The organism is Vibrio sp. A11, assembly GCF_013048705.1.
Lineage (GTDB): Bacteria > Pseudomonadota > Gammaproteobacteria > Enterobacterales > Vibrionaceae > Vibrio > Vibrio metschnikovii.
In genome coordinates, this window is record NZ_VHSI01000025.1 from 1 (window position 1) to 15,806 (window position 15,806).

Annotated in this window: 15 protein-coding genes and 1 pseudogene; 13 read left to right on the forward strand and 3 right to left on the reverse strand. The window is 43.8% G+C overall.

What is annotated here, in order from left to right; translation table 11 throughout:
* From tuf to rplI, 4 genes and pseudogenes are all read left to right on the forward strand, one after another.
* Window positions 1-126: pseudogene (tuf, locus tag FKQ60_RS16265) on the forward strand (elongation factor Tu); the annotation flags it as partial.
* Window positions 127-415: 289 nt separating this feature from the next.
* Window positions 416-784, forward strand: a complete 369-nt coding sequence (gene rpsF / locus FKQ60_RS16270) for a 30S ribosomal protein S6 (protein ID WP_004396135.1) — start codon at window positions 416-418, stop codon at window positions 782-784.
* A 289-nt stretch (window positions 785-1,073) separates the two neighbouring features.
* Complete coding sequence (rpsR, locus tag FKQ60_RS16275) at window positions 1,074-1,301, forward strand: 30S ribosomal protein S18 (RefSeq protein ID WP_000090472.1); 228 nt, start codon at window positions 1,074-1,076, stop codon at window positions 1,299-1,301.
* A gap of 33 nt (window positions 1,302-1,334) precedes the next feature.
* The gene (gene rplI / locus FKQ60_RS16280) at window positions 1,335-1,784 is read left to right on the forward strand and encodes a 50S ribosomal protein L9 (protein WP_004396134.1); all 450 of its coding nucleotides are present in this window, start codon (window positions 1,335-1,337) and stop codon (window positions 1,782-1,784) included.
* 118 nt (window positions 1,785-1,902) lie between these two features.
* Here rplI and FKQ60_RS16285 read toward each other — a convergent pair whose 3' ends face one another.
* Window positions 1,903-2,667 (reverse strand): DUF481 domain-containing protein, encoded by a 765-nt coding sequence (locus FKQ60_RS16285; RefSeq protein WP_004396133.1) that lies wholly within the window; start codon window positions 2,665-2,667, stop codon window positions 1,903-1,905.
* Between the two features lie 173 nt (window positions 2,668-2,840).
* Between FKQ60_RS16285 and FKQ60_RS16290 the strand changes: the two genes are divergently transcribed.
* From FKQ60_RS16290 to pgi, 3 genes are all read left to right on the forward strand, one after another.
* Window positions 2,841-4,247, forward strand: a complete 1,407-nt coding sequence (locus tag FKQ60_RS16290) for a replicative DNA helicase (protein WP_004396132.1) — start codon at window positions 2,841-2,843, stop codon at window positions 4,245-4,247.
* A gap of 4 nt (window positions 4,248-4,251) precedes the next feature.
* The gene (alr, locus tag FKQ60_RS16295; RefSeq protein WP_212752459.1) at window positions 4,252-5,349 is read left to right on the forward strand and encodes an alanine racemase; all 1,098 of its coding nucleotides are present in this window, start codon (window positions 4,252-4,254) and stop codon (window positions 5,347-5,349) included.
* Between the two features lie 218 nt (window positions 5,350-5,567).
* A complete protein-coding gene (gene pgi, locus FKQ60_RS16300; RefSeq protein WP_170906771.1) occupies window positions 5,568-7,220 on the forward strand; it encodes a glucose-6-phosphate isomerase in 1,653 nt (550 codons plus the stop codon).
* A gap of 142 nt (window positions 7,221-7,362) precedes the next feature.
* Here the strand turns inward: pgi and FKQ60_RS16305 are convergent, their stop codons facing one another.
* Entirely contained in the window at window positions 7,363-7,824 is a 462-nt protein-coding gene (locus FKQ60_RS16305) for a chemotaxis protein CheX (protein WP_004396129.1), read from the reverse strand.
* Window positions 7,825-7,840: 16 nt separating this feature from the next.
* Window positions 7,841-8,299, reverse strand: coding sequence for a zinc uptake transcriptional repressor Zur (zur, locus tag FKQ60_RS16310; protein WP_040904941.1), 459 nt, complete (start codon window positions 8,297-8,299; stop codon window positions 7,841-7,843).
* 623 nt (window positions 8,300-8,922) lie between these two features.
* On the opposite strand from zur, the gene dusA reads away from it, so the two are divergent.
* From dusA to FKQ60_RS16340, 6 genes are all read left to right on the forward strand, one after another.
* Window positions 8,923-9,930, forward strand: coding sequence for a tRNA dihydrouridine(20/20a) synthase DusA (gene dusA / locus FKQ60_RS16315; RefSeq protein ID WP_004396128.1), 1,008 nt, complete (start codon window positions 8,923-8,925; stop codon window positions 9,928-9,930).
* 75 nt (window positions 9,931-10,005) lie between these two features.
* Window positions 10,006-10,668, forward strand: a complete 663-nt coding sequence (locus FKQ60_RS16320; protein WP_004396127.1) for a TIGR04219 family outer membrane beta-barrel protein — start codon at window positions 10,006-10,008, stop codon at window positions 10,666-10,668.
* A 111-nt stretch (window positions 10,669-10,779) separates the two neighbouring features.
* Window positions 10,780-11,016 (forward strand): hypothetical protein, encoded by a 237-nt coding sequence (locus FKQ60_RS16325; protein ID WP_040904939.1) that lies wholly within the window; start codon window positions 10,780-10,782, stop codon window positions 11,014-11,016.
* 90 nt (window positions 11,017-11,106) lie between these two features.
* Window positions 11,107-12,957 (forward strand): assimilatory sulfite reductase (NADPH) flavoprotein subunit, encoded by a 1,851-nt coding sequence (locus FKQ60_RS16330; RefSeq protein ID WP_040904718.1) that lies wholly within the window; start codon window positions 11,107-11,109, stop codon window positions 12,955-12,957.
* On the forward strand, window positions 12,957-14,693 hold the full coding sequence (gene cysI / locus FKQ60_RS16335) for an assimilatory sulfite reductase (NADPH) hemoprotein subunit (protein WP_004396124.1): 1,737 nt from the start codon (window positions 12,957-12,959) through the stop codon (window positions 14,691-14,693). The genes FKQ60_RS16330 and cysI overlap by 1 nt, the downstream gene beginning before the upstream one ends.
* Window positions 14,686-15,462, forward strand: a complete 777-nt coding sequence (locus FKQ60_RS16340) for a phosphoadenylyl-sulfate reductase (protein ID WP_004396123.1) — start codon at window positions 14,686-14,688, stop codon at window positions 15,460-15,462. Before cysI ends, FKQ60_RS16340 begins: the two co-directional genes overlap by 8 nt.
* The last annotated feature ends 344 nt before the right edge of the window (window positions 15,463-15,806 follow it).

A 15,806-nucleotide genomic window follows, 5' to 3' on the forward strand; every position in this document is an offset into this window, starting at 1 on the left:
GGCGACAACATCAAGATGGTTGTAGAGCTAATTGCACCAATCGCGATGGACGAAGGTCTACGTTTTGCTATCCGTGAAGGTGGCCGTACAGTAGGCGCTGGTGTTGTAGCTAAAGTTATCGCTTAATTTCGATAATCTTTTGTTATCACTATTAAAAGGGAAGCGTTGGCTTCCCTTTTTTATTGCCTGTAAATCTGTTTTTTTTCAGTCTTTTTCTTTTCGCATTATTTTCATCTTTCAGTTCAGAGGGCCTGCCTATCTTTAGCCTGAGACAAGTATATTTCACTTGCTAAACTACTAGCCATTCTGTACTATTCTCGCTCCTTAATTCTCGGTCAATTTTCATTCGTTCCTTGCTTCCTTTGGATGACCGGGCCAAATCTGGAAGCTGAATAATCCGTAAGGAGCAAAATCAATGCGTCATTACGAAATCGTATTCATGGTGCACCCTGATCAAAGCGAGCAAGTTGCTGGCATGATCGAGCGTTACACTGGTTCAATCACTGAAGCTGGCGGTACAGTTCACCGTCTAGAAGATTGGGGCCGCCGTCAAATGGCTTACCCAATTAACAAGCTTCACAAAGCTCACTACGTTCTAATGAACGTTGAAGCTGACCAAGCTGTGATTGATGAGTTAGAAACTGCATTCCGTTTTAACGATGCTGTTCTACGTAACATGATCATGCGTACTAAAGCTGCTATCACTGAACCTTCAATCATGCTTAAAGCTCGTGACGAGCGTTCTAAGCGTGAAGAAGTGAAATTTGAAGCAGACGCTGAGTAATTTCAGATGACCGTCTGAGTCAACGTTCTTGATCATTAAAGAAGGTTGAATCAAGCTAACTCTTATTATTAATCGTGGTCTTCCTCTTTTAGTGATAAGTCATGTTGGGTTAAGTGAATTTCAGTTTCTTAACTTAGGATGTAGGCAACGGTCAAACGCATTCACTCATCTTTTAGTATTAGGCGGTATTGCTATAGAGAATGATTCATTCTCTAGTCGAAACAAAGTGTTCGTTATAGCCATACTTAACGTCTACAACATTTTTCAAATTTAGATCAGGAGATAGCCCATGGCTCGTTTCTTCCGCCGTCGTAAATTCTGCCGTTTTACAGCAGAAGGCGTTCAAGAGATTGATTACAAAGATGTAGCGACTCTTAAGAATTACATCACTGAAGCTGGTAAAATTGTACCTAGCCGCATCACTGGCACAAGTGCTAAGTATCAGCGTCAGCTAGCTCGTGCAATCAAACGCTCTCGCTACCTAGCTCTACTGCCATATACTGACAAGCATCAGTAATCGGCACCGTTTATTAAGAAAGAGGATTAAGTAATGCAAGTTATTCTACTTGATAAAATCGGTAACCTAGGCAGCCTTGGCGATGCAGTTAATGTTAAATCTGGTTACGCTCGTAACTTCCTTATCCCACAAGGTAAGGCTGTAATGGCAACCAAATCTAACGTTGAGATGTTTGAAACTCGTCGCGCTGAACTTGAAGCAAAAGTTGCTGAGCAACTTACTGCTGCACAAGCTCGTGCTGACCAAGTTAATGCACTAGAAGCAGTTGTTATTGCTTCTAAAGCTGGTGATGAAGGCAAACTGTTCGGTTCTATCGGGACTCGTGACATCGCTGATGCAGTAACTGCAGCCGGTGTTAAGCTTGAGAAAAGCGAAGTTCGTCTACCTGAAGGTGCTCTACGTACTACAGGTGAATTCGAAGTTAGCGTTCAACTTCATTCAGAAGTTTTCGCTACAGTGAAATTACAAGTTGTTGCTGAATAATTTCAGTTTCTAGACTCGTTTAAACACCAGCTTAGGCTGGTGTTTTTTTATGTCCAATTTATGACGTTTAGCGATGAAAATGATCAGTTTGGCGAGGTGGGATACTGAGTGTTGATGCTTAGAATAAGAAAATTAAACTTACCGATAGCACGCTATCGGCTTTACTTAAACCGGTAGGTACTCGGTTATGGTATTGACGTGATTGACTCACTTTAAGAGCAATATCATCGGTAATATTGTTGATAATGCTGATATCACTGTCAAAACGAGTGTTACTTTCGCCGCCAACCAAGGTTAGATCGGTGAGTAATTTAAAATTGCTCAGTGCTTGCCATTCAACTTTAAGGTTACCACGATAAATCGGCTCTTTGACTAAGTGTGGGAAGACGACATCGCCACTGCTAATTTTATCCAAATTCGGCTCTTGATAGCGGTAGCCCGGTCCAACTTCGAGTTCAATCAGTAAATCGTCGGTATGAGTAAACTGATAGCCAAGCCCACCAGACCAAGTGTAATCTGAAAAGTAGGCGCTATAGCGTGAATCAGACCCTCTAAAACTACCATATAAGTAGGTTTTAGGGCCGAGCTTATAGTCGCTTTGTACGCTGTAGCTGGATTGTCGTTTATTCTCTTTACCATTTTTATCTAATTTATAAAAACGCCACTCACCGTTGGTTCGATGACGACCACGGGTATATTCTCCTTTAACACGAGTATTAAGGGCTTCTGAGTCTGTGTTACCAGAGTGCGCTTGATAGCCAAATTCGATTTGACTTTGCCAAGGTGAGGGTGCGTTAATGTCCTTACTGCGATTTGTCTGTTTGTTGGCGTGGACATGGAAACTTGTCAACAGAGCCAGACTTAGAAGCCAAGTTTTGGACACATGAAACCTCTCTCAAAGAATAGAATCGCTGAATAATAAGCATCAGTTTTTGAAATTGGGTCATATTAAGGTTAATTCTATCTAAGTCATAGACAAACTTTTCGATGCCTAATTACAAATGTTCTATTCTCGCTATAATGAGCGGTTATTAAAAAGAGTGACTGAGTGAAGTGATGGCTGATCCCCGAACAGATAACCGAAATCGTAAACCTGCCGATGCACAAGTTGAAGCAATGAAAACTCCTCCTCATTCATTAGAGGCTGAGCAGTCCGTTATTGGCGGTCTATTGCTAGATAATCAACGTTGGGACACAGTCTCTGAACGTGTGATTGCTCAAGACTTTTATAGTCGACCTCATCGGTTAATCTTTGAAGCAGTAAAGAGCCTACTTGAATCTGGGCAACCGCTGGACTTAATTACCCTTTCCGAATATCTCGAGTTGCGCGAACAGTTAGAAGATGTTGGCGGCTTTGCCTATTTGGCTGATCTGGTTAAAAATACGCCAAGTGCTGCTAATATTAATGCTTACGCGGATATTGTTGCGGAGCGTGCCTTGGTGCGTAACTTGATTGGTGTTGCGAACGAAATCGCTGACGCAGGTTATGACCCTCAAGGGCGCAGCTCGGAAGATTTACTCGATTTAGCCGAAAGCAAGGTATTTGCGATTGCAGAGGCGCGTAGTAGCGAAAACGAAGGGCCACAAAACGTTGATACGATTTTAGAAAAAACCTTAGAGCGTATCGAGTTATTGTATAAGACTCCACAAGATGGCGTCACCGGCGTCAACACTGGATTCACTGATCTCAATAAAAAAACGGCGGGGTTACAAGGTTCAGATTTAATTATTGTTGCCGCTCGCCCTTCGATGGGAAAAACGACCTTTGCCATGAACCTGTGTGAAAACGCAGCGATGCAACAAGATAAACCAGTATTGATATTCTCACTCGAGATGCCAGCAGAACAAATCATGATGCGTATGCTGGCGTCGCTCTCGCGGGTAGATCAAACCAAGATCCGAACCGGTCAACTCGATGATGAAGATTGGGCGCGTATTTCTTCGACCATGGGGATGCTGATGGAGAAGAAAAACATGTTTATCGACGACAGCTCGGCGTTGACTCCCACAGAGGTGCGTTCACGTGCGCGTCGTATTGCTCGTGAGCATGGTGGGCTATCTTTAATCATGGTCGACTATTTGCAGCTGATGCGGGTTCCTTCTCAATCCGATAACCGTACTTTAGAAATTGCCGAAATTTCTCGTTCATTAAAAGCCTTAGCCAAAGAGCTCAATGTCCCTGTAGTGGCGCTTTCACAGTTAAACCGCTCGTTGGAGCAACGTGCGGATAAGCGGCCAGTCAACTCCGATTTGCGTGAATCAGGCTCTATTGAACAAGATGCCGATTTGATCATGTTTATTTACCGTGATGAAGTCTATCACCCGGATAGTCCAATGAAAGGCATTGCGGAAATCATTATCGGTAAGCAACGGAATGGTCCGATAGGCTCGGTACGCTTGACCTTTCAAGGTCAATATTCTCGTTTTGACAACTACGCAGGCCCAGCGTTTGATGATGAATAATAGTATGAACTACATGAAAGCCGCTAAAGCGAGTATTGATCTGCAAGCGTTGCAGTATAACTTACAAAGAATTAAGCAGCAGGCTCCTAGTAGTAAAGTCATGGCGGTCGTTAAGGCTAATGGTTATGGTCATGGTTCTTGTCAGGTTGCTCGCTACGCTCAAGATGCTGATGCTTTTGGTGTTGCTCGAATTCAAGAAGCCCTGCAACTCAGAGCGAATGGCATTGTTAAGCCAATACTCCTCTTAGAAGGTTTTTATTCTGCTGGCGATCTCCCGGTTTTAATGACCAACAATATCCAAACAGTCGTGCACTGTGAAGAGCAGCTACAAGCTTTTGAGCGTGCACAATTAGACACGCCAGTATCGGTATGGTTAAAAATCGACAGTGGGATGCATCGTCTTGGTGTGCGTCCTGAGCAGCACGCTGAGTTTGTTGAGCGTTTACATCGCTGCCCAAATGTGGCTAAACCTCTACGTTATATGAGCCATTTTGGCTGTGCTGATGAACTGAATAGCCCGATCACGCGCCAACAAATTGAGCTGTTTTTATCGTTGACCGAGGGGTGTAAAGGCGAGCGCTCATTGGCTGCATCGGCTGGATTATTAGCATGGCCGGAAAGTCAGCTAGACTGGGTAAGACCAGGAATCATTCTTTATGGTGTTTCTCCTTTTGCCCATCAGGACGCCCAGGCGATGGGATACCGTCCAGTAATGACCTTAACGGCACCTCTGATTGCTGTTCGAGAGGTGAAGGCCGGAGAGAGCATTGGTTATGGCGCCTTATGGACCGCTCAACGAGAGACTAAAATCGGTGTCATTGCGATTGGTTATGGTGATGGTTATCCACGTACTGCCCCGAATGGTACGCCAGTGTTAGTCAATGGTCGTATTGTGCCAATGGCAGGGCGAGTTTCTATGGATATGCTGACGGTTGATTTAGGCCCAGAGTCCCAGGATAACGTCGGTGATGAAGCCATTCTGTGGGGGCAAGACCTTCCAGTTGAGCGAGTGGCTGAACATATCGGTACCGTGGGTTATGAACTCGTGACCAAACTGACCTCTCGAGTAGAGATGCATTATCTCACCGGAAAAATAGGCTAAACAAGTCAGTGATTAAACAAGTTGAGCCACCGATGTGGGTTTCACTGACTTATCTCAAAGTCGCGCGACGATGGCTCAGCGATAATGAGTTTATTGAGCAGTGACCCTGCTTTATCGAACGATGATGATTTTCTTTTTTTGCATTAACAGGGATTCCAACCTAGCTAATAGGCAAGGTAATAAGGAATAAAACCTACCGTAACATTGGGATAGAGAATATGTTGAAAAACATTAATCCAACGCAAACCAACGCTTGGAAAGCACTAACCGCGCATTTTGAATCTGCGCAAGACATGGATTTAACCACTCTGTTCGCTGAGGATAACCAGCGTTTTAGTCATTACTCGGCGCGTTTTGGTCAAGATATTCTGGTTGATTATTCGAAGAATTTAATCAATCAAGAGACCATGCAACACCTGTTTGCTTTAGCCAAAGAGACTCATCTCGAAGATGCAATTCAAGCAATGTTTAACGGTGAGGCGATTAACCAAACTGAAGGTCGCGCCGTCTTACATACTGCACTACGTAATCGCAGTAATGCCCCAGTAATGGTCGATGGCCAAGATGTGATGCCAGCCGTTAATGCCGTATTAGAAAAGATGCGTGTATTTTCAGAGCGCGTGATCAAGGGTGAATGGAAAGGTTTTACCGGTAAAGCGATTACCGATGTAGTGAATATTGGTATTGGTGGTTCAGATTTAGGTCCCTATATGGTGACTGAAGCGCTCGCACCGTATAAAAATCATCTGACCATGCACTTTGTATCCAACGTCGATGGTACTCATATTGCTGAGACATTGAAGAAAGTTGATCCGGAAACCACGCTGTTCTTAGTGGCGTCGAAAACGTTCACCACGCAAGAAACCATGACTAACGCTCACTCTGCGCGTGATTGGTTTTTAAACGTAGCGGGCGATCAAGCGCATGTGGCGAAGCACTTTGCTGCGCTGTCTACCAACGGTCAGGCGGTGACTGAGTTTGGTATTGATACCGAAAATATGTTTGAGTTCTGGGATTGGGTTGGTGGCCGTTATTCTCTTTGGTCAGCCATCGGTTTATCTATCATCTTATCAATTGGTTACGATAACTTTATTGAGTTGCTGGCTGGGGCTCACGAGATGGATCAGCATTTTGTTGATACACCGTTTGAGCGTAATATTCCGGTGATCCTTGCTCTGATTGGTATTTGGTATAACAACTTCCATGGCGCTGAATCAGAAGCGATTTTACCTTACGATCAATACATGCATCGTTTTGCGGCTTATTTCCAACAAGGGAATATGGAATCGAACGGTAAATACGTTGATCGTAATGGTCAGGCTGTGACTTATCAAACCGGGCCGATCATTTGGGGGGAGCCAGGTACCAATGGTCAGCATGCGTTTTATCAGTTGATCCATCAAGGCACCAAGCTGATCCCTTGTGATTTTATTGCGCCGGCATTGACTCATAATGCAGTCAGCGATCATCATCAAAAATTGATGTCGAACTTTTTTGCGCAAACCGAAGCGCTTGCATTTGGTAAATCTGCCGATGTAGTGAAAGCTGAATTGCTTAAAGCGGGTAAATCGGCTGCGGAAATTGAAGCGTTAGTCCCCTTTAAAGTTTTTGAAGGTAACCGTCCAACTAACTCGATTTTAGTTAAACAGATCACGCCACGAATCTTAGGCAATTTGATTGCGATGTATGAGCATAAGATTTTTGTGCAAGGTGTGATTTGGAATATCTTCTCGTTTGATCAATGGGGCGTAGAGTTAGGTAAGCAATTAGCGAATCAGATTCTTCCTGAGTTGGCGGATGGTCAAGACGTTATCTCTCATGACAGTTCAACCAATGGTTTGATCAATGCGTTTAAAGCCTTTCGGGGTTAGTAGCACGCTAAGTAGGCTGGCTTTTCACCGATCTTGAACCAGATTCTCCGTCGATAAGTCTGCTACTACGAATACACAAAAGGGTTGATGCGAAACATCAACCCTTTTCTTTGCTAGATAAGTAAAAGCTATATACTTTGATTTACTCGAAACAGATCTCAATAAAGGCATTTCCCCACTGAGAGGAGAACGGCATGATGATGATCGAACCTTCGCATTTGTGTCGTATTGTATGACCTTTGCCCGATACCACCACTGGGGTCGCTAAATCAAAATCAAAACCACTTTCGGCTAAGATGCGTTTTGCTCCACCCGTTACCATGTTGGTTATTTCACCGACCATATCCGTGACTTCTTCATTTAAGCCATTCGGTCGTTCGCCCAACATGTTTTCCATGATTTGTAACGCTAAAGCCTCATCAAAGGTAATCGACATGGAACCGCGTGTTTGAGGCCCGATCATACCGATAAGACCGGACACATCGCCACGAGCAATTTCATCTTTTTTGAGGCGAGGCTTTTGGGGCTTCAGTTCTAATGAAGCCATCGTTTTTAGTACATTTAGCAAAGACGCTAAGAACGGATTGACAAATTCAGCGCGCATAACTCTCTTCTATAGTCTAATTCTTTGTTTCTGAAGAACAGGATTGGCAAATACCATGAGATTCAATGACATGGTTAGTAATTGTAAATCCGTGTTGCTCCGCGTTGTTCGCCAGCATTGTTATCAGATTATCATTTTGTAACTCCACAACGTTACCGCATTGGTCACAAATTAACAGCTGAGAAAAGTGCTTATGGGCATTACAAGAGCAGCAAGAGATAAAGCTATTCGTTGACTCTACACGATGAATAAAGCCTTGTTCTAACAGAAAATCTAAGGCTCGATACACCGTCGGTGGTTTTGCTTGTGGCTCACTGACTTTTAAATCTTCAAGCAAATCGTAGGCGCTGGATGCTTTTTGACTGGCGCAGATAAGTTCAAAAACGCGCTTACGTTGTGAAGTTAGACGAACGCCCCTTGCTGCACATATTTCTTCAATTTGTTGGCTAAGCTTCTTGTCCAAATCTATCACCATCATTGCTGGACTCTAGTAATCATATACTATTTCAAGATAAATATCGTTTTGAACATCAATAAATCATTAGTGATTGATTGACTATGAACGATATTGTCATAAATAGTGCCTAACTTACCTCATCTTGCGATAAAACGATACAGTGAAGAAAATCGGCGATTCACTTTCCTACTTAACGTTGTGATTATGATCGTAGTCCCCCTTTAATCCCCTTACCCAGCTCTCGCTGGATTAGCGGCCGCGTTTGCTGGTGTTGCTGGTAGGTACGTGGATTTCTATCTGAGTGGTTGAGCCACGCTTAGCGCGTTACTCTTGCACGGGCTTTCCCATTGAAGTGATATTGTGGGTGTACGTTTTCCATCTACCCCTCGGTGTGGTGTGATCTTGTAAACATCGAGAAAGGTCATCGTCCAGCGCTTTGATGAGTTTTTGCTACATGAGCTCGACACTTGTGTATAATCTGCAAATTATTTTTCATAACAGCCTGTCTGGTTAAATTCGTATTATCGTTTTAGCTAAGCTGCGCTTATTGCGGAATACGGGCTAACTTTTGTTACTCTTATCGTATAAAAGTTAGCCTAAGCTTTTGGCTTACATGACCGCCTCTCAACCAAACGTAAACTATGACTATTTCTACTGACACTGATAAATTTAAAGCTCATCGTCTTTCTGTGGCCCCTATGCTCGATTGGACGGATAGACATTGTCGCTATTTTCATCGTCTCCTCACTTCGCAAACCTTGTTGTATACCGAAATGGTGACCACAGGAGCGATCATTCACGGTAAGGGCGATTTTCTTACTTATAACCAAGAAGAGCATCCAGTCTCGTTGCAGCTCGGTGGCTCGAATCCTACGGATTTAGCCCATTGTGCCAAGTTAGCTCAAGATCGTGGTTATGATGAGATTAATCTAAATGTCGGCTGCCCTTCTGATCGGGTACAAAATGGTAAGTTTGGCGCCTGTTTAATGGCTGAGCCGCAATTGGTTGCCGATTGCGTTGCTGCGATGCGTGAGGTGGTGGATATTCCAGTAACCGTCAAAACCCGTATTGGGATTGATGATCAAGACTCTTATGAGTTCTTAACCCGCTTTGTGCAGTTAGTCTCGGAACAAGGCGGATGTGAGCAATTCACTATTCATGCTCGTAAGGCTTGGTTAAGTGGTTTAAGCCCGAAAGAAAACCGTGAAATACCGCCTCTCGATTATCCACGTGCTTATCAGCTCAAGCAGGATTTTCCTCACTTGACTATTGCGATTAATGGTGGAGTCAAATCGCTGACCGAAGTGTTAGATCATTTACAACATCTTGATGGGGTAATGGTTGGACGTGAAGCTTATCAAAATCCTTATTTACTCGCGGAAGCGGATCAACAGATTTTTGGTCTTGATAAGCCTATTAAAAAGCGCTCACAAGTGGTTCAAGAGATGTACCCTTATATTGAACAGCAACTGACTCAAGGTGCTTATCTTGGGCATATTACTCGACATATGTTAGGGCTTTTCCAAAGCATGCCAGGAGCGCGCCAGTGGCGACGTTATATTAGTGAAAATGCCCATAAGCCGGGATCGGGTGTTGAGGTTGTTGAAACCGCGTTGGCGAAAATTCCTTATCAAGAATTAAATGTGTAATCGCTTGGCGTAGTTGACGAACGCACAAATGCCATCGTCACCATTCAATGGAAGCAATTAGGAGAAGAGAGCATCATGAATCGAATCAAAACCATCTTGTGTGGCGTAGCGGTGTGCGTTTCAAGTTCGGCGTTAGCGGAAGAGGCAGCGTATGGTGTGAAAGTAGGCGCTGAAATGTGGTGGGGAAAAACGAAGATTGATAACGTGCGTTATGATACCGCTCAGGTACCCGTGATCTCGTTTGCAGTGGAGCATTCATTCGATTATTGGCCGAACATGAGTTTTCGTTATAGCCATGTTGATGCACAGACGGTGGTCTTTGATAAGTACGATTACACCTTGTATTACCGGTTACTTGACAGGCAATCGTTGCGTTTTAATACAGGGGTGATGCTCAGTCAATATCGCTCTACGGACTATCGAGCGCCAGATAATCAGCACTATGATTTTAATGATTTGACCTTCAATTGGTTTGGATATGCAGAGTTAAGTATCCCGAATTCAAATGTTGATATCATTGGTCAAATTGATTTTGGTGAGAGTAAAGGCATTAAAAGCGCAGATATGACGGCTGGTATTCAGTATGTCATCGATAACCCAACTTACCCATTGAGTTTAAAAGCTGGCTATCGTGTGATTGATTTGGAGTTTACCAATTTAGCAACCCAATCACCACAAACTAGCGAATCATTGGTGTTTGTCGATGGCTGGTTTATTGGTGCTGAAATGCGTTTTTGATGGTTGACTACTTCGCGATGGATTAGCTGAAAATTTGCGCTGCTTACTCGCAATTTGCTCGAAATAAACCATGCTTAATCTAATGGATGAGCAATGGAAGCGAGATTAGCCATGACAATCACGGAACTAAGAAATCTGTATCGGGAGCAAATGCTGATTGAAGCCATTATTGAACCCTCATCGGCGGAAGGAACATGGATTGTTGAATTTCGTCACCAACGAGGTGGTTTTGTGCCGCTCACCGATGCTAGCGGTGAAGAGTGCCATTACACGGATTTAGATAGTGCCTCAAAATCTGCTATGGCGGTTGGTTTTAAGCAGGTCAGAATCGAAAGTCGCTTTGATTGAGTGGTGATTTTCTTACTTCCAAAAAGTTATAAAACATTCTCTTCTATTCTTTCTTGTTATTAAAGAGAGTGGTTAATCTATCGTCACGCAATGAATAAGGACGTCGTGACAATGTCTTCAGGAAATACCTTACCACAAGAATTGGCATCGTTAGCCAGCCCAATCAACGACTCTCAGCTTTCACAACTCCAGCAAACTGCAACGGAACTATCGCCGCATCAATTGGCTTGGTTGAGTGGTTATTTCTGGGGGTTAAGTCAAGCGCCGGCTAATCGTGTTGGTGCTGCGGTGTCTCAAGCTTTATCAGTAACTTCAACACCACAGGGTCAATTAACCATTATTTTTGCTTCGCAAACCGGTAATGCCAAAGGGGTTGCGCAGCAGCTTCAACGCGAAGCACAAGCGTTAGGTATTAAGGTGCAGTTATTTGATGCCAGCGATTACAAAGGCAAAGATCTGGCGAAAGAAACGCATGTGATCATCGTTGCTTCAACCAATGGTGAAGGTGAAGCGCCTGATAACGCCCTTGTCTTGCATGAGTTTTTGCAATCTAAAAAAGCACCTAAATTACCGCACTTAAAATACGGCGTGATTGGCTTAGGAGACTCGAGCTACGAATTTTTCTGTCAAACGGGCAAAGATTTTGACCTGTTTTTGGAAAAATTAGGTGCGCAGCGTTTTATTGAACGCATCGATTGTGATGTCGATTACGCGCAACCCGTGGCTGATTGGCAGGCGAAAGCGTTGCAAGTAGTGCAACAAGCTCTATCTTCTCAGCAAGGGCAGGTTGTACAGCTACCGCTTAGTCAAGTCGATGCCAAGCAAGCGATCTATTCAAAACAGAAACCTTATCTAGCGACGTTGCTGACTAGCCAAAAAATTACTGGTCGTGACTCCGGAAAAGAGGTTCGACACATCGAAATTGATTTAACCGATTCAGAATTAACCTATCAACCTGGTGATGCGCTGGGTGTCTGGTATGAGAATAATCCTCAATTAGTACAACAGATCTTAACGCTGGTGGGCTTAACAGGAGATGAACAGGTTGACGTCGACGGTACGGCATACACAATTCATGATGCATTAATTAAGCATTATGAGATCACTACGTCTAATCCTCTGTTTATCAGTCAGTTTGCCGAGTTGTCAGCCAGTAAAAAGCTGCAAAAACTGGCCGTAGATAAAGACAAACTTCGTGAGTATTCAGCGCGGACGCAAATTATTGATGTCTTAAAAGAGAAGAAATGCTCGTTATCGGCCGAACAACTGGTTGGTTTACTGCGCCGATTAACCCCTCGTCTGTATTCGATAGCCTCTAGTCAATCGGAAGTTGATGAAGAAGTACATCTCACCGTTGCTGTCGTTGAATATCAGGTTAATGATGAGTTGCGCCAAGGCGGCGCATCGAGCTTTATTGCTCATCAATTAGCCGAAGGCGAACAAGTAAAAGTCTTTGTTGAAGCGAATAACCATTTCAAACTCCCTGAAGATGATAATACCGCAATCATCATGATTGGTCCGGGAACCGGAATTGCGCCTTTCCGCAGCTTTATTCAAGAGCGAGATAATCGGGCTGCACCGGGTAAAAATTGGCTATTTTTTGGCGATCGAACTTTTACCCAAGATTTCCTCTATCAAGTTGAGTGGCAGAAATACCTAAAATCCGGTGTGTTAACCCGTTTGGATGTGGCATTCAGCCGAGATCAACATGAAAAAGTTTATGTACAGCATCGTTTGTTAGAACAAGCTGAGCAAGTTTGGCAGTGGATTAACCAAGGTGCTTACCTTTATGTGTGTGGCGACGCTCAGTATATGGCGAAAGATGTTCATCAAGCTTTGATCACGATTGCGATGCAGCAAGGTGGTTTAGACAAAGAGCAAGCAGAACAATTTATTAATGATTTACGTAAAGCGAAGCGTTACCAAAGGGATGTTTACTAATGAGCACGAAATCGCAAACAAGCCATCAAGAAGTATTAGGCCAAGTGTTAGGTCCATTCTCGGATAACGAACGCTTAAAACGCGAAAGCAATTTTTTACGGGGTACGATCGAGCAGGATCTGCAAGATCGTATTACCGGTGGATTTAGTGCGGATAATTTTCAGCTGATCCGTTTTCACGGTATGTATCAACAAGATGATCGTGATATTCGTAATGAACGAACCAAGCAAAAATTAGAGCCTCTACATAATGTTATGCTGCGAGCTCGTATGCCGGGGGGAATTATTACTCCTCAGCAGTGGTTAGCGATAGATAAGTTTGCTAGTGAGCACTCTCTTTATGGCAGCATTCGTTTAACTACGCGGCAGACCTTTCAGTTTCATGGCGTGTTAAAGCCCAATATTAAGTTGATGCACCAAACGCTGAATAGTATCGGAATTGATTCGATTGCTACGGCTGGTGATGTGAACCGCAATGTGTTGTGTACTTCAAACCCTGTTGAGTCTGAATTGCATCAAGAAGCTTATCAGTGGGCGAAAAAAATCAGTGAGCATCTGTTACCGAAAACTCGTGCTTACGCTGAAATCTGGTTGGACGGTGAAAAAGTAGAAACCACAGAAGATGATGAGCCAATTTTAGGTCAGCACTATCTACCACGTAAGTTTAAAACGACAGTGGTGATCCCGCCGCAAAATGATGTCGATGTACATGCCAACGATCTGAATTTCGTTGCAATTGCCGAGCTGGGAAAATTAGTTGGTTTCAATGTGCTGGTGGGCGGCGGTTTGGCGATGACGCATGGTGATACGTCGACTTATCCACGCCGTGCCGACGATTTTGGTTTCATACCTTTAGATAAAACCCTAGATGTCGCTGCCGCTGTGGTTACGACTCAGCGTGACTGGGGCAACCGTTCTAATCGTAAAAATGCCAAAACCAAATACACCTTAGACAGAGTCGGTGTAGAGGTATTTAAAGCGGAAGTCGAACAGCGTGCTGGTATCCAATTTGCGCCAAGTCGTCCCTATCAATTTACCGATCGTGGCGATCGGATCGGTTGGATAGAAGGTATTGACGGTAAGCACCACCTAACGCTGTTTATTGAAAATGGCCGTTTATTGGATTTCCCTGACAAGCCTCTGAAAACCGGTGTTGCTGAGATAGCGAAGATCCATCAAGGCGATTTTCGTATGACAGCCAATCAAAACTTGATCGTTGCTGGCGTTGCAGTGGAAGATAAAGCAGAGATTGAACAGATCGCTCGGCTACATGGTTTAATCAATGATCAGGTTAGCGAGCAGCGTAAGAATTCGATGGCCTGTGTGTCATTCCCAACCTGTCCATTGGCGATGGCCGAAGCTGAGCGTTTTCTGCCTCAGTTTGTCACCGATATCGAGAATCTCCTGAGCAAGCATGGCTTACCAAAAGAAGACAATATTATCTTGCGTGTTACAGGATGCCCGAATGGCTGTGGGCGGGCGATGCTTGCCGAAGTCGGCTTAGTTGGCAAAGCGCCGGGGCGTTACAATCTTCATTTAGGGGGCAATCGAGCGGGAACGCGCATCCCTAAAATGTATAAAGAGAACATCACTGACCAACAGATTTTACAAGAGCTTGATGTATTGATTGATCGCTGGGCACATGAGCGAAATGCTGATGAAGGATTTGGTGATTTCACCATTCGTGTTGGGATAATAGAAGAGGTGATTATTTCTAAGAGGGATTTTTATGCCTAAGCATCCTATTTTAACCCTCGAGCTTGAGCATCTATTAACATTGAGTAAGGTCGAGCAAACGCTCTACCTTGCCGAGTTAAATGGCTATCTTGAGACACTGACCGCTCAGCAGCGCGTTGCATGGGCTTTAGAGAATCTATCGGGCACTCATGTTTTATCATCGAGTTTTGGTATTCAGGCTGCTCTGATGTTGCACTTGGTATCGGATATTAAGCCTGGCATTCCAGTTATTTTGACCGATACCGGCTATTTGTTCCCAGAAACCTATCAATTCATAGACCAATTAATCGAAAGCCTAAACCTGAATTTGCATGTTACTCGTGCCGAGATCACACCAGCTTGGCAAGAAGCTAAGTATGGCAAACTTTGGGAGCAGGGGATTGATGGCATCAGCCGTTATAACCAAATAAATAAAGTTGAGCCTATGCGTCGTGCTTTAAGCAACTTATCGGTCGGTACTTGGTTTTCTGGTTTACGTCGCGAGCAGTCTCAATCGAGAGCCAACTTGCCGATTCTGTCGATTCAAAATAATGTTTTTAAATTTTTACCAGTGATCGACTGGAGTAATAAAGATGTGCATTATTATTTAAAAGAAAATAACCTTCCTTACCATCCATTATGGGAGCAAGGCTATCTTTCGGTTGGTGACTGGCATACCACTCGCCAATGGAAACCAGGAATGAGTGAAGAAGAAACTCGATTTTTCGGTTTGAAAAGAGAGTGTGGCCTTCATGAAGAGGCAAAAGAAGTGAATGGTTCAGGCATATAATTAGGTTAATGTGCATAACTCTGTGGGTAACGTGTTTGTTTCGTCTTGATAAAGTGGGATAAATAAGGCTTTGGCTAAAAAAGTCCCCTTTAAGCATTATTTTGACTATTTTCGTTAAATAAAGCTTGCCAAGATTAAACGGATCTCTATAATGCGACCTCACTGACACGGCAGACGCCGCAAGGCTTCAGGCAGTGTTGGTTGAGGGAAAGCTTCTAAAAAGAAAATTTGAAAAAGTGTTTGACTCTTCAAATTAACTCGCTAGAATTCACCTCCGCTTCGAAGCTCAACGAGAGATTCGCAAGCCAGCTCTTTAACAATTTAAACCAATCAATCTGTGTGGG